The sequence below is a fragment of the Streptomyces sp. NPDC085932 genome (genome assembly GCF_044540525.1).
Classification (GTDB): domain Bacteria; phylum Actinomycetota; class Actinomycetes; order Streptomycetales; family Streptomycetaceae; genus Streptomyces; species Streptomyces levis.
On sequence record NZ_JBITSJ010000004.1, the window covers coordinates 152,871 to 172,192 of the forward strand.

Annotated in this window: 17 protein-coding genes, 1 tRNA gene and 1 pseudogene; 6 read left to right on the forward strand and 13 right to left on the reverse strand. The window is 72.1% G+C overall.

The features are described 5' to 3' along the window. The first annotated feature begins 27 nt into the window (after nt 1–27). The 3 genes from ACIGAQ_RS20965 to ACIGAQ_RS20975 all read left to right on the forward strand — a co-directional run bounded on the left by ACIGAQ_RS20965 (nt 28) and on the right by ACIGAQ_RS20975 (nt 2,069). Nucleotides 28–101, forward strand: a tRNA-Pro gene (locus ACIGAQ_RS20965). Nucleotides 102–366: 265 nt separating this feature from the next. Further along, nucleotides 367–1,161 carry a DUF1883 domain-containing protein gene (locus tag ACIGAQ_RS20970; RefSeq protein WP_399784882.1) on the forward strand — a complete coding sequence of 265 codons (795 nt, stop codon included), beginning with the start codon at nt 367–369 and terminating at the stop codon, nt 1,159–1,161. A gap of 239 nt (nt 1,162–1,400) precedes the next feature. After that, nucleotides 1,401–2,069, forward strand: coding sequence for a hypothetical protein (locus tag ACIGAQ_RS20975; RefSeq protein ID WP_399784885.1), 669 nt, complete (start codon nt 1,401–1,403; stop codon nt 2,067–2,069). A 463-nt stretch (nt 2,070–2,532) separates the two neighbouring features. On the opposite strand, the gene ACIGAQ_RS20980 is transcribed toward ACIGAQ_RS20975, so the two are convergent. From ACIGAQ_RS20980 to ACIGAQ_RS21000, 5 genes and pseudogenes are all read right to left on the reverse strand, one after another. Next, nucleotides 2,533–3,123 carry a hypothetical protein gene (locus ACIGAQ_RS20980; protein ID WP_399784888.1) on the reverse strand — a complete coding sequence of 197 codons (591 nt, stop codon included), beginning with the start codon at nt 3,121–3,123 and terminating at the stop codon, nt 2,533–2,535. Nucleotides 3,124–3,211: 88 nt separating this feature from the next. Continuing rightward, nucleotides 3,212–3,908 (reverse strand): annotated as a pseudogene (locus tag ACIGAQ_RS20985) (IS5 family transposase); the annotation flags it as partial. Between the two features lie 38 nt (nt 3,909–3,946). After that, the gene (locus tag ACIGAQ_RS20990; protein ID WP_399784890.1) at nt 3,947–4,357 is read right to left on the reverse strand and encodes a hypothetical protein; all 411 of its coding nucleotides are present in this window, start codon (nt 4,355–4,357) and stop codon (nt 3,947–3,949) included. A 64-nt stretch (nt 4,358–4,421) separates the two neighbouring features. Beyond that, the gene (locus ACIGAQ_RS20995) at nt 4,422–5,126 is read right to left on the reverse strand and encodes a TIGR03943 family putative permease subunit (RefSeq protein WP_399784893.1); all 705 of its coding nucleotides are present in this window, start codon (nt 5,124–5,126) and stop codon (nt 4,422–4,424) included. Then, on the reverse strand, nt 5,123–6,199 hold the full coding sequence (locus ACIGAQ_RS21000; RefSeq protein WP_399784896.1) for a permease: 1,077 nt from the start codon (nt 6,197–6,199) through the stop codon (nt 5,123–5,125). The genes ACIGAQ_RS20995 and ACIGAQ_RS21000 overlap by 4 nt, the downstream gene beginning before the upstream one ends. 148 nt (nt 6,200–6,347) lie before the next feature. Between ACIGAQ_RS21000 and ACIGAQ_RS21005 the strand changes: the two genes are divergently transcribed. Continuing rightward, on the forward strand, nt 6,348–8,243 hold the full coding sequence (locus ACIGAQ_RS21005) for a potassium channel family protein (protein WP_399785879.1): 1,896 nt from the start codon (nt 6,348–6,350) through the stop codon (nt 8,241–8,243). A gap of 495 nt (nt 8,244–8,738) precedes the next feature. Here the strand turns inward: ACIGAQ_RS21005 and ACIGAQ_RS21010 are convergent, their stop codons facing one another. Then, on the reverse strand, nt 8,739–10,607 hold the full coding sequence (locus ACIGAQ_RS21010) for a prolyl oligopeptidase family serine peptidase (RefSeq protein WP_362276451.1): 1,869 nt from the start codon (nt 10,605–10,607) through the stop codon (nt 8,739–8,741). Nucleotides 10,608–10,743: 136 nt separating this feature from the next. Here ACIGAQ_RS21010 and ACIGAQ_RS21015 point away from each other — a divergent pair, with 136 nt between their 5' ends. Beyond that, entirely contained in the window at nt 10,744–11,538 is a 795-nt protein-coding gene (locus ACIGAQ_RS21015) for an SURF1 family protein (RefSeq protein WP_362276449.1), read from the forward strand. Nucleotides 11,539–11,803: 265 nt separating this feature from the next. Here the strand turns inward: ACIGAQ_RS21015 and ACIGAQ_RS21020 are convergent, their stop codons facing one another. The 5 genes from ACIGAQ_RS21020 to ACIGAQ_RS21040 all read right to left on the reverse strand — a co-directional run bounded on the left by ACIGAQ_RS21020 (nt 11,804) and on the right by ACIGAQ_RS21040 (nt 17,095). Next, nucleotides 11,804–12,844, reverse strand: coding sequence for a hypothetical protein (locus tag ACIGAQ_RS21020; protein ID WP_399784899.1), 1,041 nt, complete (start codon nt 12,842–12,844; stop codon nt 11,804–11,806). 116 nt (nt 12,845–12,960) lie between these two features. Next, on the reverse strand, nt 12,961–13,536 hold the full coding sequence (locus ACIGAQ_RS21025) for a SigE family RNA polymerase sigma factor (RefSeq protein WP_274822111.1): 576 nt from the start codon (nt 13,534–13,536) through the stop codon (nt 12,961–12,963). Nucleotides 13,537–14,053: 517 nt separating this feature from the next. Further along, nucleotides 14,054–15,139 (reverse strand): aspartate-semialdehyde dehydrogenase, encoded by a 1,086-nt coding sequence (locus tag ACIGAQ_RS21030; RefSeq protein WP_311678003.1) that lies wholly within the window; start codon nt 15,137–15,139, stop codon nt 14,054–14,056. Continuing rightward, the gene (locus tag ACIGAQ_RS21035; RefSeq protein WP_311678005.1) at nt 15,139–16,416 is read right to left on the reverse strand and encodes an aspartate kinase; all 1,278 of its coding nucleotides are present in this window, start codon (nt 16,414–16,416) and stop codon (nt 15,139–15,141) included. Before ACIGAQ_RS21035 ends, ACIGAQ_RS21030 begins: the two co-directional genes overlap by 1 nt. 208 nt (nt 16,417–16,624) lie before the next feature. Continuing rightward, nucleotides 16,625–17,095, reverse strand: coding sequence for a hypothetical protein (locus ACIGAQ_RS21040; protein WP_399784904.1), 471 nt, complete (start codon nt 17,093–17,095; stop codon nt 16,625–16,627). An 80-nt stretch (nt 17,096–17,175) separates the two neighbouring features. Here ACIGAQ_RS21040 and ACIGAQ_RS21045 point away from each other — a divergent pair, with 80 nt between their 5' ends. Then, entirely contained in the window at nt 17,176–18,066 is an 891-nt protein-coding gene (locus ACIGAQ_RS21045; RefSeq protein ID WP_399784907.1) for a PhzF family phenazine biosynthesis isomerase, read from the forward strand. Here the strand turns inward: ACIGAQ_RS21045 and ACIGAQ_RS21050 are convergent. Next, nucleotides 18,017–18,676 (reverse strand): DUF5063 domain-containing protein, encoded by a 660-nt coding sequence (locus tag ACIGAQ_RS21050; protein WP_311678010.1) that lies wholly within the window; start codon nt 18,674–18,676, stop codon nt 18,017–18,019. The genes ACIGAQ_RS21045 and ACIGAQ_RS21050 overlap by 50 nt on opposite strands. Then, entirely contained in the window at nt 18,669–19,268 is a 600-nt protein-coding gene (gene recR, locus ACIGAQ_RS21055; protein WP_003991835.1) for a recombination mediator RecR, read from the reverse strand. Before recR ends, ACIGAQ_RS21050 begins: the two co-directional genes overlap by 8 nt. Between the last annotated feature and the right edge of the window lie 54 nt (nt 19,269–19,322).

Genomic DNA, 19,322 nt, shown 5'->3' on the forward strand with positions numbered 1-19,322 from the left:
ACGTCGTCGCCGCGACAGCAGCGACATCGGGGTGTAGCGCAGCTTGGCAGCGCGCTTCGTTCGGGACGAAGAGGTCGTGGGTTCAAATCCCGCCACCCCGACAGCTGAAACACCAGGTCAGGGGCCTGATCCGCAGTGCGGGTCAGGCCCCTGAGTGGTTCCGGGGGCCATTCTGGGAGCCGTTTGGGAGCCAAGCTCGACATCCGGCTCCCGGGGGAGGTGCACCGAGGGAGCCGTCGCGGCAAGCGGGCAGCCAGACGCAACGGCGGCGAAGCAATCGACGCTGGCCTTGGTTTTGCGCTCCCTGGTTGTCAGTGCTCGTCCTTAGGCTGGTCGTGCTGTACCGCGCGTCCCTTAGGAGAGCTCGTGGACCACCTGTACAAAGACCTCGGCAACCTCAAGAAGGGCTCCAGGGTCATCGTCGCCGTGCGCGACAAGGCCAACGTGCAGGTGATGACCCGCAGCGCGTACAGCAGTTACAAGGCGGGAAAGAGGTACCGGGCCATCGGTGGCAGCGTCACTCGCTCTCGCTCTCCGCTCCAGGTCACCATCCCCAATAGCGGACACTGGATCGTCACCGTCGACCTCGGCGGTCTCCCTGGCCGCATCAGCGCTTCCGTCCAGGTAGAGCCGCCCCCACGCGGGTTCCTCCCGCCGGCCCGGGGGCCGCAGCGCAATCCGGCACGGTCCGTCGCAATCCACGAGCCGGAGGAACCCCCGGGGGACGTGCTGGGTGGCCAGACCTGGGACGTGTTCATCTCACACGCTTCGGAAGACAAAGCAGCCGTTGCCCGCCCCCTCCGGGACGCGCTGACCAAGTTGGGTGTGGCGGTCTGGCTAGACGAAGCCCAGATGCGGATCGGGGACAGCCTCCGCCGCAAGATCGACGAAGGGATCAGGGCAAGCCGATTTGGCGTCGTCGTGCTCTCGACGTCTTTCATCACTAAGGGATGGCCCAACCACGAGCTTGACGGACTCGTCACTCGTAACGTGCATGGGGAGCAGTCACTCCTGCCGATCTGGCACGACCTGACCGCTGATGACGTTCGGCGCTACAGCCCCTCCCTCGCGGGCAAAGTGGCGATGAGCACCAGCGAATACTCCATTGAGGAGATCGCGCAGCAGATCGCTGACGTGGTTCAAGAAGAGGGCCCCGTTTAAGTTCGGGGGCACTGTCGCCAGCAGCTACCCACGCACCCTTCTAGAGTGGCATGACCATGTTCACCGGCGCAGAGCTCAGCCCCGGAGAGCAGGAGGTGGCCGTCGGGTCAAGACACTAAGGCCGCCAGACAAGACGAAGCGTCAGCGCAGGGGGGCCTGTGGACAGTCGGAGTGGGCGTGGAAGCAACGGCGCGGTGCGCATGGGTTTACGCACTGTGTTAGCCGGCGTTACAGGCAGCGTGATCGGTATCGCCGCATACGCGATCAGCCAGACAGGCGGACAGCGGCTGTCGATCATCGTGGGCTGCCTCGCCGGCGTCGCCGCAGTCCTCGGTTTGGAGCTGTACCGCAGGTCAGCACAGCTGACGGAGGTCCGCCTCGTCCTCTTCGGCAACGAAATGTCGTTCACCACCAAGGCGGACATGCGTCAGGCCGCCCAACGGATGTTCTTCCAAGCCGCCACCCGGGTGGCCACTCGCCCACTGGAAGACGGCAGTGGGAACTTGCGCGAGGCCCTCACCTCGCTCAAGGCGCTGTTCGATCTTTATCGCGAGCCGCTGGAGGCTTACACGACTCCTCCTCCCCCTGCCAAGGGGGACTCTGTGTACGAACTAGCTCTGGATGTTCTCAACTTCGAGCTCGCTCCGTTCCTAGCCAAGTGGCACCCCAGCCTGAAAGACTTCGAAGACCGCCACCCCGATCAGGATGAATCCGAGTGGCCACAGCACGCCGCATTCCGCGCGGAGCTCAGCCAACTGCAGGAACGGCTGAGGCCGTACGTAATCGGGCTGGGGGAAATCGCCGGTATCCGCGATCCGGAGCGGCATCTACGCCCGTCGGGCCGCTCCGTGCAGTCCCGTCCTACGGTGCCTCAGCAGGGCGATTCAAGGCCTGGGGCGCGGGGATAACGCCGGCCCCCGGCGCGGCCGTAGAGCGGACGCGGTGTCTTCGTCGTGCAGGCACCTCGTGGGTCAGCCCCAGGCGAGAAAGCAATCTGCTCACCCACATGGCTGATCGCACCGAGTCGACGCCCTCTCGCAGACATCGGGGATGCGCTTGAGCAGCGCCCGATGCGGTGGGTAGGCGATGGGGGTGCCTTGGCCCAGGAGTTCCTTGCGTGTGGCATTCCGCAACCGGCCGAGAAAGGTGGACGGCGGCCACGCCTGATTCACCAGCACCTCCGACGGTCTCACTTCCGCGGCGCGTCGCGCCGTTCGAGCCTGACCATGCTGCCGTCGAGCCGTGCTGCCGCAAACGGACGGGAAGAGATGTGTCCTGATTTCTCGCCTGCGAGCCGGAATTGACCGAACGGACGTTCCCCGGAGCGCCGGGATTCGGAATACCGGCGAGTAAGACGCCGTCTCTGAGGGTTCAGGCGAGAGCTTGAGTGGCCTGGGGAAAGCCCAACTGGTCGAGCAGCATACTGAAGAGGTCTTCTGCGAAGGTCTCGTGTGAGCGAAGCAGCTCTTCAATCCTGGCCGTCTCCGGCGTGACGGGGACACCAGCAGCTGCGGCCCAGGCAACTGCGCCCTCGGCGTCGGTGGGTATCTCGGCGTCGAGTTCGGCGTGCTTATGTCTGACGGCTTCGTCGAACTCTGGCGTGTCCAGCCACAGGAGTTGATCCTCGAGGTCTTCGGGCTCCTCGGCCAGAAGCCTGGCGGCCATGTCCAGGTTGAGCCACGCCTGCCAGCGCTGTCCGGTGGTGTCCAGCCCGGTCACGAGAGCGAGGGAACTGTCGGAGACGTCGGCGACGCAGGCCGGCGCACTGCTCCAGTCCACCAGGGCGGGCAGGTCCGCGGCGTCCCATGTCCCGGAATCGACCTGAAGCGTCTGCCAGCCGCCCGACCGTGACTCCCATGTGTGCACGGTTGCCGTCAGTTCTTCGTCGAGGCTGTCGAAGACGGGAGCTTCCAGCAGGGGGCGGTTGCTGCGAGCGAAGACCAGGTGACCCGAGAATCCCATGGCAGTTCCTCCTTCGAGATGGTGAGCGCACCTTACGGGCTGCCGGTGACAACGCGAGCCTGGTCAGCAGCTGCGCGGGAGGCCAGGCTCATCTGCTGAGACAGCGATATCCGATGAGGGCTGCGGCGATGGCAACGAACGCGAGGAAGTGCTCGGCTTTGCGTTCGTAGCGGCGGTGCAGCCTTCGGCATCCGGCCAGCCAGGAGACCGTTCTCTCGACCACCCAGCGGTATCGGCCGAGCCGCGCGGACGATTCGATGCCCTTGCGTGCGATCCGGTGGCGGATGCGACGCTCGCGAAGCCACTTCCGCAGGTGGTCGTAGTCGTAACCCTTGTCGGCGTCGGCGTGGAGCTTGGTCGGACGCCGGCGGCGCGGGCCCGCGGCGGGAGCGGATGGGCGGGATCCCGCGCACGAGCGGCTTGAGGCCGAGGCTGTCGTGCATGTCGGCGCCGGAGATACCCAGCGACAGTGGCACGCCGTTCCGGTCGGTGATGAGGTGGATTTTCGATCCCGGCTTGCCGCGGTCGGTCGGATTCGGTCCGGTCAGTGGCCCCTCTCTTGCCGCCCGGACGCTGACAGAGTCGATCACGCACCGCGACCAGTCCAGCTCGCCCCGGGCACCGAGTTCGTCGAGGATGACGCGGTGCAGCCTGGCCCAGACCCGGTCCCGGCTCCACTGGGCGGAGCGCCGGTAGACGGTGGGCCAAGCCGGCCCGAACACCGGCGGCAGCTGCCGCCAGGTGCAGCCCGAGGTGGCAACGAAGATGATCGCCGCCAGGCACTGAGGACGGGTGGTGCACCTTTTCCGGAGCCGGTGCCGGGCTAAGTCAGCGCACCGGTCAGCGTTCCCGCCAGCGTCAGGATCAGGAACAGCGTGCCCCAGGCCATGGCGTGGCGTATGTGGCGGTGTTTGGCGGTCGTCGTGCGGGTCACGAGCGGGCGCGGGGTGCCGGGGGGCGGGAGTGGCTGGTGGCGCGTGGCCAGGCTCAGCAGGACCAGGGCAGGGGCGCAGGCCGCGCAGCCTGTCCAGAGGAGGAGTTGGGGGACCGCGGCGTACTGGGTGGGGGTGAGGACGCCCGCGGTGATCGCGGTGAGGAGGGCGGTCAGGGCCGCGCCCAGGGTGGCCAGGGTCAGGCCGGCCCGGCGGTCGGCCCGCGCCAGTTCCTCGCGGACCGCCTCGGGCGGGAACGGGCGGTCGAGTTCCGCCGTGTGCTCGCCGTGGAGTGTGGTCATGCCTACTCCTCGCTGATCAGCGGTGTCCTTCGGGTACCCCGAACCGGCCCGGCCACACAGCGGTTCAGGTGTTCCACGTCTCGTCGTACGGGTCGTGGGGCGGTGGGACGGGGCGGGAGGTGATGACCTCGATGTAGGGGACGGGGCCGTTGTTGACCGGGTCCCGGGTGCGGCGGGGGGTGTAGCGGCCGGTGATCTCCAGCCAGGTGTCGGGGCTCAGGACCGGGGGGACGGCGCCGGTGAGGGCGATCTTGACCGGCTGGGCGTCCGCGGCACAGCAGTTGAGGCCCATGCGGACCAGGTAGGGGGTGCCGTCGCGGTCCAAGGTGACGAAACCCGTGATCCTCAGGTCGCGGTCGCGCAGGGAGCGGCCCTTGTCGTAGATCGCGCGGCCCGCGTAGTCGGCGACGGCCAGGCGGAGGGGACCGTCGCCCGCGGGCAGGGCCGGGAAGCCGAAGGGTTTCGTCAGGGCCGTGCCCGTGTGGGACGCGCTGTAGGAGCCGAGGGCCGGCGGGGCGACCAGGATCAGGGCGAGGACGGGCAGGGTGAGCAGCCAGGAGACGCGGGGCTCGTGGTGGCGGCCGCGGGCGGGGGCGCGCCGGTCGTAGTAGAGGGTCGCCGCCGCCGTCGCGAGCAGGACCGCGCCCGCCAGCAGCACCAGGGGGCGCAGACCCTCCTTGACGTAGCGGAGGTACAGGTCGGTGGTGCCGGCGTGCAGCAGGGTGGCGCCGAGCAGGAACAGCAGGGCCGACTGGGCGAGGCGGTTCACAGCAGGACCGTTCCGGTGAGGGCCGAGACGATCACGGCCAGGGCGAGGGTCGCGGGGGCGAAGCGCAGGGCGAAGGCGCGGCCGAAGGTGCCCGCCTGCATCGCGAACAGCTTGAGGTCGACCATCGGGCCGACCACCAGGAACGTCAGACGGGCCGTCAGGGAGAACTGGGTGAGGGACGCCGCCACGAACGCGTCCGCCTCCGAGCAGATCGACAGCAGCACGGCAAGGACGGCGAGGGCCAGGACGGAGAGGACGGGGTGGCCGGCGGCGAGGGCCAGCCAGTGCGCCGGTACGACCGCCTTGAGGGTCGCCGCCGCCATCGCGCCGATGACGAGGAAACCGCCCGCGTGCGTCACGTCGTGGCGGACCGAGCCCCAGAAGGCCGCGCCGCGTCCCTGACCGTCGTACGCGGTCCGGGCCGGGGTGCGCAGCCAGTCGGTGCGGCCGACGCGGTGCCAGAGCCAGCCCATCGCGCAGGCCACCAGCAGGCTCGCGACGAACCGGGCCAGGACCATCTCGGGGTTCCCCGGGAACGCCACGGCCGTCGCCGTCAGCACGATCGGGTTGATGGCCGGTGCCGAGAGGAGGAACGCCAGGGCCGCCGCCGGGGTGACGCCCCTGCGCACCAGCGCCCCGGCCACCGGCACCGACGCGCACTCGCAGCCGGGCAGCACCGCGCCCGCCGCGCCCGCGACCGGCACCGCCAGGGCCGGGCGCCGCGGCAGGGCCCGGGCGAAGAACGACGGCGGCACGAACACCGCGATGGCCGCCGAGAGCAGGACGCCCAGCACCAGGAACGGCAGCGCCTGGACCATCACCGCGACGAACACGGTCATCCAGCTCTGCATCACCGGTGCGGACAGGGCGCCGCGGATCGGGTCCTGGAACATCACCGCCGTGAGCAGCAGGAGGGTCAGCGCGAGGGGGGAGTTGAGGTGGCCCGCCTCCTTCTCGTCCCCGGCCGGGTCCGTGTGCTCGGGGTCGGCCGGGGTGGTCGGGGTGGTCGGGGTGGTCGGGGTGGTCTTCGTGGTGGCCACGGGCCCGGTACCTCCGGTGGTGCGCGAGGGCATGTCCCTCCCCTCCCCTGATGTACGGGTGAAGCGGCCCCGCCGTTCACGCCGCACCGTCCTCTTCTGGAACCAGCCGCCCCGGTGGGGCAGTCTTCTCCCCGTGGGGAGCGTTCCGAACCAAGGGCAGCCGGGTCATCCGGCCACGCACATGATCGTGTGCGGCGACGACGGACTCGCGCACCGGCTGGCCGCCGAACTGCGCGGTGTCTACGGCGAACAGGTCACGCTCGTCGTGCCGCCCTCGGGGCGCCGGGTGCGGCAGCCGGTGGTCGGGCGGGCCCGGGCCGCGTCGGCCGCGCTGCTCGACCGATTCGTGAACGCGGCCGCCCACCGCACCGGCACGGGCGGCCCCGAACCGGCTTCGGCCGAACAGGTCGTGGAGGCCGCCGAGGTCACCGAGACCGTGCTCGGCGAGGCGGGCGCGGACCGGGCGGCCGCGCTGGCGCTGGTGTACGACGACGACGAGACCAACATCCGCGGCGCGCTCACCGCCCGCCGGATCAACCCCCGCCTGCGGCTCGTCCTGCGCCTGTACAACCGCCGGTTGGGGCAGCACATCGAGGAACTGCTGGACCAGACGGCCGCCGTGGCCTCCGGTACGGGCCCGGGGCCCGCGGGGTTCGACGCGTCGACGACCGTGCTGTCCGACGCGGACACGGCAGCGCCCGCCCTGGCGGCCACCGCCCTGGTCGGCACCAGCAAGGTCGTCCAGACGGAAGGCCTGGTGCTGCGGGCCGTGGAACGGCAGCCGCCGCGGCCGGGCGAGGTGGCCGACCCGGGGCTGTGCACGCTGGCGTTGCTGTCCGCGACGAGCAGCGACCCGGCCGGGGCCGACGGCTCCGAGGGCAGCGGGGAGCAGGGGCCGCGGCTGCTGCCGGACGAGGCGGCGGTGGCGTCGGCGACCGGGCGCGGGACCGTGGTCCTGGAGCAGGTGTCGTACTCCGGGCCGTCGCTGCCGTCGGGACGGGGTGGGGTGCCGCCGTTCGCCTCGCTGTTCTCGCGCCGGCTGCGGTGGTCGCTGGCCGGGCTGGTGGGGTGCGTGCTGGCGCTCGCCGTCGCGCTGATGGTCGTGACCGGGGAGCACCCCCTGTACGCGACGTACGTGACGCTGCTCGATCTGTTCGGCATCAACGACCCCGCGTTCCACGCCACGACCGGACGGCAGGTCCTCCAACTGCTGTCCGGGCTGGTCGGGTTGCTGCTGCTGCCGGTGCTGCTGGCCGCGGTGCTGGAGGCGCTGGGCACCTTCCGCAGTGCGTCGGCGCTGCGCAAGCCACCCCGGGGGCTGGGCGGGCATGTGGTGCTGCTGGGGCTCGGGAAGATCGGCACGCGGGTGCTGACGCGGCTGCGGGAGCTGCACATTCCGGTGGTGTGCGTGGAGTCCGACCCGGAGGCACGGGGGCTCGCCACGGCGCGGCGGCTGCGGGTGCCGGTGGTGCTCGGGGACGTCACGCAGGAGGGTGTGCTGGAGGCGGCGAAGATCCACCGGGCGTCCGCGCTGCTGGCGCTCACCAGCGTGGACACGACGAATCTGGAGGCGTCGCTGTACGCCCGGTCCGTGCGGCCGGATCTGCGGGTGGTGCTGCGGCTGTACGACGACGACTTCGCGACGGCCGTGTACCGCACGCTGCGGGCCGCGCATCCGTCGGCGCTGACCCGGAGCCGGAGTGTGTCGCATCTGGCCGCGCCCGCGTTCGCCGGGGCGATGATGGGGCGTCAGATCCTCGGGGCGATCCCGGTGGAGCGGCGGGTGCTGTTGTTCGCGGAGCTGGAGGTGGGCGGGCATCCGCAGCTGGAGGGGCGGACGGTCGGGGAGGCGTTCCGGGCCGGGGCGTGGCGGGTGCTGGCGCTCAACACGGCGCCGTCCGGGGGGCGGCGGGACGGTGAGGCGCCGGCTGAGGAGCGGGCCGGGGCGTCGGGGCTGGTGTGGGATCTGCCTCCCACGTACGTGCTGGGGGCCGGGGACCGGGTGGTGCTGGCGGCGACGCGGCGGGGGTTGGCGGAGTTGCTGGGGCGGAGGCGGCGGGAGCGGACCGGGGCGTGACGCCGGGCGGTGCGACGCCGGGCGGTGCGACGCCGAGCGGTGTCTCTCACGGCTCGGCGTCACGAGGTGCCCGGGATTCGTGCCGGGCCGGGGCGTCGCGCGACCCGGCGCTGCGGGGTGCCGCCCGCGCCCACCCGTGCCGCCCCAGCGGCACGACTGCCCGCGGGTGACGCGGGTGGCGCACACACGACTGCCCGCGGGTGACACGCGTGGCGCACACACGACTGCCCGCGGGTGACACGCGTGGCGCACACACGACTGCCTAGCGGGTGGCGCGGGTGGCGCACCCACGACTGCCCGCGGGTGACGCGCGTGGCGCACCCACGACTGCCCGCGGGTGACGCGCGTGGCGCACCCACGACTGCCCGCGGGTGACGCGCGTGGTGAAGCGGACCCAGGGGCGCGGGGAACTGCGCGGCCGGCCACACAGCACCCGCAGCCGGCACACCACCCCGCCCCCCCCGGGAGCTCCTGGGTGCCCGGAACCCCTCCCGGCTACTGGGCGCCCGAAACCCCCTTGAGGTGCCGCTCCGCGAACTCCAGTTCCAGCCGTACCTGCTTGATCCGCTCGTCCACGACCAGCGACCCGTGCCCCGCGTCGTACCGGTACACCTCGTGGACCGCGCCCCTCGCCTCCAGGCGCTTGACGTAGTTCTCGATCTGGCGGATCGGGCAGCGCGGATCGTTGACGCCGGCCGAGATGTACACCGGTGCCGTGACCCGGTCGACGTACGTCAGCGGGGACGACGCCTCGAAACGCTCCGGCACCTCCTCCGGCGTGCCGCCGAGGAGCGTGCGGTCCATCGCCTTCAGTGCCTCCATCTCGTCGTGGTACGCCGTGACGTAGTCCGCGACCGGCACCGCCGCGATGCCCACGGCCCACGCGTCGGGCTGGACGCCGAGGCCGAGCAGGGTGAGGTAGCCGCCCCAGGAGCCGCCGGTCAGGACGAGCCGCTCGGGGTCGGCCAGGCCCGAGGAGACGGCCCACTCGCGGACCGCGGCGATGTCCTCCAGCTCGATGAGGCCCACCCGGTGCTTCAGCGCGTCCGTCCAGGCGCGGCCGTAGCCCGTGGAGCCGCGGTAGTTGACACGGATCACCGCATAGCCGTGATCGACCCAGGCCGCCGGCCCCGCCGCGAAGGAGTCGCTGTCGTGCCAGGTCGGGCCGCCGTGGATGTCGAAGACCGTGGGGAGCGGACCACTCGCGCCCTGCGGCTTCTGGACGAGGGCGTGGATGCGGCCGCCCGGCCCCTCCACCCACACGTCCTCCACCGGCACCGAGCCGGGCGACTTCAGGCCCGGCGGGTCGAGGACGACACCGCCCGCCGTGGAGCGCACCGCCGACGGCTCGGCCGCCGAGGACCACAGGTACTCCACGCTGCCGTCGGGCCGGGCCGTGGCGCCGGAGACCGTGCCCTGCGGGGTGGGGATCTCCGCCAGGGCGCGGCTCGCCAGGTCGTAGCGGAACAGCTCGCTGCGGGCTTCGAAGCTGTGCACGATGAGCAGGCCCGTGCCGTCCGGGTACCACTCGGCGCTGACGTCGCCGGGCAGCTCCAGCGCCAGGTCCGTCTGTTCGCCGGAGGCCACGTCCCAGACGAGGGGCTCCCAGCGGCCGCGGCGCTGGTGCCCGATGAGCAGGCGCGTGTCGCCGTCGACGGGAGCGAAGCCGAGGACCTCCAGGCCCAGCTCGCGGGTTCCGCCCTCGGTGTCGTCCAGATCGGCCACCGCCGTGCCGTCCGGGCGCAGGACGCGCAGCGCCGAGTGCATGGCGTCGCCGTGCTCGGTGTGCTCGATGGCGATGAGCGAACCGTCGTGGGAGAGGTCGCCGACGCCGGCCGACTCGCGGTGGCGGTAGATCTCCACCGGGGCCTCGCCGGTGCGCACGAGGTGGATCGTCGTGCCGTCCTCGTCCGTGGAGCGGCCCACGACCGCCGTGCGGCCGTCGCGGCCGAGGGCGAGACCCGCGGGGTAGGAGGCCTCCAGGCCCTCGGCGGCCGGCTCGTCCGCGCCGCCCGCGAAGGGCTGGCGGCGCCACACGCCGAACTCGTCGCCGTCCTTGTCGTCGAACCACCAGATCCAGGCGCCGTCCGGTGACAGCACCCCGTCCGTCGTGCCGTTGGGCCGGTCCGTCACCTGGCGCTGCTCGCCCGTGGACCGGTCCCAGGCGTACAACTCGTACGTCCCCGTCGCGTTCGACACGAACAGGGAGCGGTCCGGCGCGTCCTCCGCCCAGTCGGGCAGGGACACCCGGGGCGCCCGAAAGCGCTTCTCCCAGTCGGGCATCCGCTCCTGCTGTGCCGCCCCCGCCGCGTGCTCCTGCTGGTCCCGCTCATTCCGTGCGCCGGACCCGTTGCTCTCAGTCATGGCCCCATACTGCCCGCCTTCCGCGGCTTTTCGCTGGCCAGGTCCCCAGCCTGTGGACAACCTCCACCGGTCCCCCCGCCGGCCGTTGCCCACCCCCGCGGGCCGGGGCGGGCCGGCAGCCCCGTACCGTGGGGGTGTGTACCGGTTTCTGCTGACGCCCCGATGGTGGGGGATCAACGTCTTCGTGCTGCTGTCGATCCCCTTCTGCATCTTCATGGGGTCCTGGCAGCTGGGCCGGTTCGAGGACCGCGTGCAGGACCATCGCACGGCGACCGAGCAGGTCTCCGACGCCGCGCGCGAGGCGCCGCGGCCGCTGGCGGAGATGCTGCCGGTGACCAAGGCGACGTCCGGCAAGCAGGTCACCGCGACCGGGCGCTACGGAAAGCAGTTGCTGGTGCCGGGCCGGGAGCTGGACGGCCGGCAGGGCTTCTACGTGCTCACGCTGCTGCGCACCGACTCGGGCGAGGCGCTGCCGGTGGTGCGCGGGTGGCTGCCCGGGGCCGCCGACGCGTCCGAGGCGCCCGCCGCGCCGCGGGGCGAGGTCACGGTGACCGGGGCGCTGCAGGCGTCGGAGACGCCGGGCGACAACGGGGTCAGTGCGCAGGGCGGGTTGCCGTCCGGGCAGACCGGGGCGATCAGCGCGGCGTCGCTGGTGAACCTGGTGCCGTACGACGTGTACGACGCGTGGGTCACGCTGGCCCGGGCCGACTCGGGGATGAAGGCCGTGCCGGCCGCGGCGCCGCCGGACACGGGGCTGGACCTGAAGGCGTTCCAGAACCTCGGTTACACCGCCGAGTGGTTCGCCTTCGTCGGGTTCGTGATCTTCATGTGGTTCCGGTTGCTGCGGCGCGAGGTGGAGTTCGCGCGGGACGCGGCCCTGGGCCTGGTGCCGGACGAGGAGCCGGTCACCGCGGAGGCCGCCGCGAAGTAGCGGCGGTCCGGACCGAGGCCGGGGAGAACCGGCCCGGCACAGTGTCGCTCAGGCGAGGGGGAACCGAACCGCCGTGCCCCGGAACCCGGAGCGAACCCGACCGGCGGCGTCGCCGAGGCCGGGACGAACCGCCCCGCAGGATCGCCGCGGCCGGGCGGGTCCGCAGTTCGCCGGAGCGAGGGCGCCGTCGCCGGGCTCTTGGAGCAGGGCGACACCCCTCGCGGCAGCCGCCCGCAGCACCCGCCCGCGGCGTCGGACGTAGCGGCTACGCCCCCGCCAGGATCCCCGTCCAGTACACCGTCCCCGCGCACGCGTTCGGGACGACGACCGAGGACCCGCCGGAGCCCGTGGCGGGCGTGTACGTCACGGCGACGCTGCCGTCGACCGTGCCGTCCTCCCGGGCCAGTTGCGGGGCCGTGCCCGTGTCGCCGCCGGTGGACGTGCCGGCCGTGGTCGCCGGGTCCTCCGAGGGCGTCGGGTCGGGGCTGGGGTCGGGGCCGCCGACGCTGCCACCGGCCGGCGGGCAGGTCTCCGAGGGCACCCAGGCGAACCTCACGTCGTAGCCGAGGCCCGGCTGGAGGACCACCTCGGCGGCCTCCAGGGACGGGTCGGGCAGCAGCCCCGCCGCCGCGTCCCCGGCCGCGTGCCGGGCCGAGCCCACCTTGCTGATGTCGGCCGCGCCCTGCGCCAGCGCGCTCACGGAGCCCGGGCCGGTGACCGTGCAGGCGGCGCCGGAGACGTTCGTGACACGGAAGGAGCCCGAGACGGCGCCGGTCGAGTCGGGGGCGTTGCTGCTCCCGGACGCCGGGCCGAGCTGGGCCGCGGTGCAGGCGGGGATGCCGGCGGCGGTGGTGGAGGAGGGGCCGGTGCCCTGGGACGAGCCGCTGCCCGTGCCGGAGCCGCCCTTGCCCTTCTCCTTCTCCTTCTTGTCGTCCTTCTCCTTGCCCTCGGTCTTGCCCGAGGAGCCGCCCGCGGTGCTCTGACCGCCGTCGGGGCCCTTGCCCTCGCTCGCGCCGCCCTGGGTCTCGGAGGCGTGGCCGATGGCGGACGGGTTGGCGTCGGAGCCGGTGGCGTTGGAGACGTGGACGAGGGCGGGGATGGCCGTGCCGATGAAGAGCGCGGCGGCGGCCATGCCCACGACGGCCTGCCGCTTGCGGGTGCGCCGCTGGGGCACCGCCTTGCGCAGGTACTCCAGCGTGCCGTCGCGCGGCTCCACCTCCTGCACCGCCTGGTGCAGCATCGTGCGCAGGTCCAGCTCGTCCGAGTCGAGCCCCTGGGGGCCCTGGTCGTCGGGGCCGTGGTTCACAGTTCCGTTCCCAGCGTGCGATTGCTTCGGATCTTGCCCGTGCAGCCTGGTCGGCTCGTGCCACTCGAAGGGCTCGTGCCGGTCGCGCCCGTCACGGGGCGCGCCGTCCGGTGCGCTCATACCGGGGCCTCCATGGCCAGCCTGAGCGCCGCGATCCCGCGCGAGCCGTACGCCTTGACCGAGCCGAGGGATATGCCGAGCGTCTCGGCGACCTGCGCCTCGGTCATGTCCGCGAAGTAGCGCAGCACCAGCACCTCGCGCTGGCGGCGCTGCAGGCCCTTCATCGCCTTGATGAGGGAGTCGCGCTCCAGCTGGTCGTAGGCCCCTTCCTCGGCGCTGGCCATGTCGGGCATGGGCTTCGACAGCAGCTTCAGGCCGAGGATGCGGCGGCGCAGCGCCGAGCGCGAGAGGTTGACGACCGTCTGGCGCAGGTACGCCAGGGTCTTCTCGGGGTCGCGGACCCGCTTGCGGGCGGAGTGGACACGGATGAAGGCCTCCTGGACCACGTCCTCGCAGGAGGCCGTGTCGTCGAGGAGGAGGGCGGCGAGACCCAGCAGCGAGCGGTAGTGCGCCCGGTAGGTCTCGGTGAGGTGGTCGACGGTCGTGCCGGCCGCGACACCGTCCTCGGCGCCGTCACGCTGGTTCGGGATGCGGGCCGGCCGCGCTGCGGGCACGGGCGCGATCACCGGCATGCCACCGGGCGTACCGGCCATGCGGGGTCGGAGAGCCGCCGGACGGGGCGGTCGAAGGACCGTGCCGCGTGCCGCGCTGAAGTCGAGTACCTCTGCCACGCCTGTTGGACACGCTGACCCCCGTGAGGGTTGTACGTGCCGGGCATCACTTTCACGCCGACCGTCGCCGTCGGCGGTCTACCCGCGTCAGGCAGCACAACCGATGGTGCATTAAATGCCCTCATGCGTCCCGCTCTTCCCCTATGTCCAGATGTGAACGGACGTCCCCACGTCCGGTTCCAGGCGTCCCCACGCCTGATGAAGCGCTCCCACGGCCGAAGAGGCGACCGCAAAGACGCTCCCCGCCCTTCGCGCGGTTGCGGAGAGCGGGGAGATAAATCCTCTGCTGCCGACGGCCTCGGGACAAGTGGTCCGGATCATCGACCAGCTCACATGTCGTTCACAGATCCTACAAACCGCCTCTGACATCGGCCCGGGGTTTTGCCGCGGGGCCGAGCGCCGCGGTCCGGCCCGGCCGTCAGCGCAGTTCGGCCGCCACCAGCTCGGCGATCTGGGCGGTGTTGAGCGCGGAGCCCTTGCGCAGGTTGTCCCCGCACACGAAGAGTTCGAGCGCGGTCGGGTCGTCCAGGGCCCGCCGCACCCGCCCGACCCAGGTCGGATCGGTGCCGACGACGTCGGCGGGGGTCGGGAACTCCCCGGCGGCCGGGTTGTCGAACAGCACGACACCGGGGGCCGTGGCGAGGATCTCACGGGCCTTGTCGACGGTGACCTCGCCCTCGAAGCGGGCGTGCACGGTCAGGGAGTGCGTGGTGATCACCGGGACGCGCACGCACGTGACGGCGACGGGCAGCTCGGGCAGTCCGAGGATCTTGCGGGACTCGCCCCGCACCTTCAGCTCCTCCGAGGACCAGCCGTCGTCCCGGGGCTCGCCTGCCCACGGCACGACGTTCAGCGCGACCGGCTCCGGGAACGGCCCGGTGCGGTCGCCGACGGCCCGCCGTACGTCACCCGGGCTGGTGCCCAGCTCGGTCCCGGCGACCAGGGACAGCTGCTGCCGCAGGGTCGCCACGCCGTCGCGCCCGGCGCCGCTGACGGCCTGGTACGTGGAGGCGACCAGCTCGCGCAGCCCGAACTCGGCGTGCAGCGCGCCCAGGGCCACGATCATGGAGAGCGTCGTGCAGCTGGGGTTGGCGATGATGCCGCGCGGGCGCATCCGCACGGCGTGCGGATTGACCTCGGGCACGACGAGCGGCACGTCCGGATCCATCCGGAACGTGCCCGAGTTGTCGACGACCACCGCGCCCTTGGCGGCGGCCAGGGGCGCCCACCGCCCGGCGACCTCGTCGGGGACGTCGAACAGGGCGACGTCGACTCCGTCGAAGACCTCCTCGGTGAGCGCCACGACCTCGGTCTCCTCACCGCGCACGGCCAGCTTGCGGCCGGCCGAGCGCGGGGAGGCGACGAGTCGGATCTCGCCCCAGACGTCCGCCCGCTGGGAGAGGATCTGGAGGAGGACCGTGCCGACGGCTCCGGTCGCTCCCACCACGGCGAGCGTGGGCCGGCCCGAGCGGTCGGTCCGGCCGCCCCGTCGAAGGTCGGCCATCAGCGGCCGGTGCCTCCGTAGACGACGGCCTCGTCGCTGTCGGAGTCGAGCCCGAAGGCGGAGTGCACGGCGCGGACGGCCTCGGGCACGTCGTCGGCGCGCGTGACGACCGAGATGCGGATCTCGGAGGTCGAGATCAGCTCGATGTTCACGCCCGCGTCGGACAGGGCCGTGAAGAAGTCGGCCGTGACGCCCGGGTTGGTCTTCATGCCGGCGCCGACGAGGGAGATCTTGCCGATCTGGTCGTCGTAGCGCAGGGAGTCGAAGCCGATGCCCGCCTTGTTCTTCTCCAGCGCGTCGATGGCCTTGCGGCCCTCGGTCTTCGGCAGCGTGAAGGAGATGTCCGTCAGGCCCGTGGAGGCGGCGGACACGTTCTGCACGACCATGTCGATGTTGATCTCGGCGTCGGCGATCGTGCGGAAGATCGAGGCCGCCTCGCCCGGCTTGTCCGGCACGCCGACGACCGTGACCTTGGCCTCGGAGGTGTCGTGCGCGACACCGGAGATGAGAGCCTGCTCCACCTGCTTGTCCCCTTGATCGATCGGCTCGCTGCTGACCCACGTGCCCTGCAGTCCGCTGAAGCTGGACCGGACGTGGATCGGGATGTTGTACCGGCGGGCGTACTCCACGCAGCGGTGAAGCAGCACCTTGGACCCGGACGCCGCCAGTTCGAGCATGTCCTCGAAGGAGATCCAGTCGATCTTCCGGGCCTTCTTCACCACACGCGGGTCGGCGGTGAACACGCCGTCCACGTCGGTGTAGATCTCGCACACGTCGGCGTCGAGCGCGGCGGCGAGGGCCACCGCCGTGGTGTCGGAGCCGCCGCGGCCGAGCGTGGTGATGTCCTTGGTGTCCTGGCTGACGCCCTGGAAACCGGCGACGATCGCGATGTTGCCCTCGTCCACCGACGTCTTGATGCGCCCCGGCGTGACGTCGATGATCCGGGCTTTGTTGTGGACCGAGTCGGTGATGACACCTGCCTGGCTTCCGGTGAACGACTGGGCCTCGTGACCCAGCTTTTTGATCGCCATGGCCAGCAGGGCCATGGAGATCCGCTCTCCGGCGGTCAGCAGCATGTCGAGCTCGCGCCCGGCAGGCATCGGGGAAACCTGCTCGGCGAGATCGATCAGCTCGTCCGTCGTGTCGCCCATCGCGGAAACGACGGCAACCACCTGGTTGCCGCTCTGCTTCGCTTCCACGATCCGCTTGGCGACGCGCTTGATGCCCTCGGCATCGGCTACGGAGGAGCCTCCGTACTTCTGCACGACAAGGCCCACGTGCGCTCCTCGCTCAATCCGTCTCTATCCGCTCATACGCATTCGTACCGCGGTCGGCTCAGTCTAACGAGCGCCCGAAAAACCCCTCCGCGATATCGCATGGTGAGATCCGGCGCCCGTCCAGAGGGGCTCATGCCCATCTGGGCACGGGCCACGCGAGAAAGTGCCCGGCGTCACAGGCACCCCGCGGCGCGGGGCGCCGGCTCACTCAGGGTGAGGTCCCGTTGGCGCCGGTGCCGGGACCGTCGCCGGTGGAGGCGGAGCCGATGTCACCGCCCGCGGCGATCGCACGCTCACCGGAGGCGGTCACGGTCCGCGGGGCCGCCGGGCCGGGCGAGGGCGGGACCGCCGGGCCGGGCGAGGGCGGGGACGGCGGGGTCGCCGGGGGCGCGGGAGGCGGGGTGGCCGGGCCGTCGCCCGTCGAGACCGTGCCGATGCTCCCGCCGGCGGCGACCGACCGGGTGCCGCCCGCGGTGACCGAGGTACCGCCGGGCGCGCCCTGGAGCAACCCGTACAGCACCAGCGCCAGCCCGATCAGGGCGGCGGCACCGCCGGCCACACTCGCCCAGGGGTCGGCCGCCTCGACGTCCAGCACCGCGCCCACGAGCAACCCGAGGGCCCCGGCCGCGCACAGCCCGATCCCCGTCCACGTCAACGCCTTCGCCCGCCCCGTCGTCATGCGGACATCATCGCGCCCCGGCGGCCTGGGCGCGGGAAAACCGGACGCGTCCGCCACGTGCGCCCGTTACCTTCGGCGCCATGGAGATACTGCGCTACGTGGCGTTCAGCACGGACCCCGAGGGCGGCAACCCCGCGGGGGTGGTGCTCGACGCGGACGGTGCCGACGACGCGGCGATGCTGGCGGCGGCGGCCGAAGTGGGCTACTCGGAGACGGCGTTCGTCACGCGGGCCTGCGACGGCTCCCTGGCGGTCAGGTACTTCAGCCCGCTGGCGGAGGTGCCGTTCTGCGGCCACGCGACGGTCGCGACGGCCGTGGCCCACGCGGAGCGGCACGGCCCCGGGCGCCTGCTGCTGCGCACGGCGGCGGGCCTGGTCCCCGTCACGACCGAACGGGCGGCCGACGGCACGCTCGTGGCGACCCTGGTGAGCGTCGCGCCGCGCACGGCGCCGATCGGCGAGGCGGAGCTGGCCGAACTGCTGGCGATCCTGGGCTGGTCCACGGCGGACCTGGACCCGGGCCTGCCGCCGCGCGCGGCCTTCGGCGGGGCCTGGCACCCGATCCTCGCCACCACGAGCCCGGACCGGCTGGCCGCCCTGGACTACGACATGCCCGCACTGGCCGCCCTGATGGCCCGCGCCGGCTGGACCACCGTCGACCTGGTCCGGCGGGAGTCCCCCACCGTCTTCCACGCCCGCAACCCGTTCCCGCCCGGCGGTGTGGTCGAGGACCCGGCGACGGGAGCGGCGGCCGCCGCGCTCGGCGGCTACCTCAGGGAGCTCGGACTCGTCACGCCTCCGGCGACCCTGACGATCCATCAGGGGGTCGACATGGGACGGCCGAGCGTCATCACGGTGTCCGTGCCGGAGGGCACGGACACCGGAATCGCCGTCACCGGTACGGCCGTTCCGATCCGACCGGCTACTTCGCCGGGCGCAGCCCCAGCGGTCCGGCGATCTCCTCGGCCATGACCCGGCCCGCCTCGATCTCCAGCGTGTCGTCGCCCATGCCCTGATCCGTGTCCAGCCCGTCGAGTTCGGCGAGGGGCTGGTTCAGGCGGACGTGGGCGAGGACCGACTGCAGGGCCCGCAGGGTGGCCGAGGCGGTGGAGCCCCAGTTGGAGAAGTACGAGAACTGCCACCACCACAGGGCCTCGGTGGTACGGCCCGCGCGGTAGTGGGCCATGCCGTGGCGCAGGTCCGTGATGACGTCCGTGAGGTCGTCGGAGATCCGGGCCGGCACCGGGGCCTTGCGGGGCTCGTAGGGGTCGAAGACCTCGGAGTAGACGTCGATCGGGTCCAGCAGCCGGGCGAGGTTCTCGCGGAGTTCGTCGACGTCCGCGTCCGGGCCCGTGTCGGGCTCGTAGCGCTCGTCCGGCACGATGTCCTCGTGCGCGCCGAGCCGGCCGCCGGCCAGGAGCAGCTGTGAGACCTCCAGGAGCAGGAAGGGCACGGCGGATTCCGGCTCGTCGCCCTTGGCTACCTCTGTGACGGCGACCAGGAAGCTCTCGACCTGGTCCGCGATCTGGACCGCGAAGTCGTCCGGGTTCCGACCGGTCGCGTGCAGCGTGGCGTCAGACATCTAGGAGTCGTCTCCCCTCGAAGGCGCGGCCGAGCGTGACCTCGTCCGCGTATTCCAGGTCGCCGCCCACCGGGAGGCCGCTGGCCAGGCGGGTGACCTTCAGGCCCATGGGTTTGATCATGCGCGCGAGGTACGTCGCCGTCGCCTCGCCCTCCAGGTTCGGGTCCGTGGCGAGGATGAGCTCCGTGACGGTGCCGTCGGCGAGACGGGCCAGCAGCTCCCTGATGCGCAGGTCGTCGGGGCCCACGCCGTCGATCGGGCTGATCGCGCCGCCCAGGACGTGGTACCGCCCCCGGAACTCACGCGTGCGTTCGATCGCCACGACGTCCTTGGGCTCCTCGACCACGCAGATGACGGCCGGGTCGCGGCGGGTGTCGCGGCAGATGTTGCACAGCTCCTCCTGCGCGACGTTGCCGCAGGTCGCGCAGAAGCGGACCTTCGCCTTGACCTCCATCAGGGCCTGCGCGAGACGCCGTACGTCCGTCGGCTCGGCCTGGAGGATGTGGAAGGCGATCCGCTGGGCGCTCTTGGGACCGACGCCGGGCAGCCGCCCCAGCTCGTCGATCAGGTCCTGGACCACGCCTTCGTACAACGGACTGCCCTTCCTGGGTCTGCGAGGCCGGTACGCGGCCTCCCGTACGTACCG

What these genes read in the sequence shown, in the direction of transcription:
- ACIGAQ_RS20980 (WP_399784888.1), bottom strand. Translation starts at nt 3,123, where the DNA reads ATGGGATTCTCGGGTCACCTGGTCTTCGCTCGCAGCAACCGCCCCCTG.
- ACIGAQ_RS20990 (WP_399784890.1), bottom strand. Translation starts at nt 4,357, where the DNA reads ATGACCACACTCCACGGCGAGCACACGGCGGAACTCGACCGCCCGTTC.
- ACIGAQ_RS21000 (WP_399784896.1), bottom strand. Translation starts at nt 6,199, where the DNA reads ATGCCCTCGCGCACCACCGGAGGTACCGGGCCCGTGGCCACCACGAAG.
- ACIGAQ_RS21005 (WP_399785879.1), top strand. Translation starts at nt 6,348, where the DNA reads ATGATCGTGTGCGGCGACGACGGACTCGCGCACCGGCTGGCCGCCGAA.
- ACIGAQ_RS21010 (WP_362276451.1), bottom strand. Translation starts at nt 10,607, where the DNA reads ATGACTGAGAGCAACGGGTCCGGCGCACGGAATGAGCGGGACCAGCAG.
- ACIGAQ_RS21025 (WP_274822111.1), bottom strand. Translation starts at nt 13,536, where the DNA reads ATGCCGGTGATCGCGCCCGTGCCCGCAGCGCGGCCGGCCCGCATCCCG.
- ACIGAQ_RS21030 (WP_311678003.1), bottom strand. Translation starts at nt 15,139, where the DNA reads ATGGCCGACCTTCGACGGGGCGGCCGGACCGACCGCTCGGGCCGGCCC.
- ACIGAQ_RS21040 (WP_399784904.1), bottom strand. Translation starts at nt 17,095, where the DNA reads ATGACGACGGGGCGGGCGAAGGCGTTGACGTGGACGGGGATCGGGCTG.
- ACIGAQ_RS21045 (WP_399784907.1), top strand. Translation starts at nt 17,176, where the DNA reads ATGGAGATACTGCGCTACGTGGCGTTCAGCACGGACCCCGAGGGCGGC.
- ACIGAQ_RS21050 (WP_311678010.1), bottom strand. Translation starts at nt 18,676, where the DNA reads ATGTCTGACGCCACGCTGCACGCGACCGGTCGGAACCCGGACGACTTC.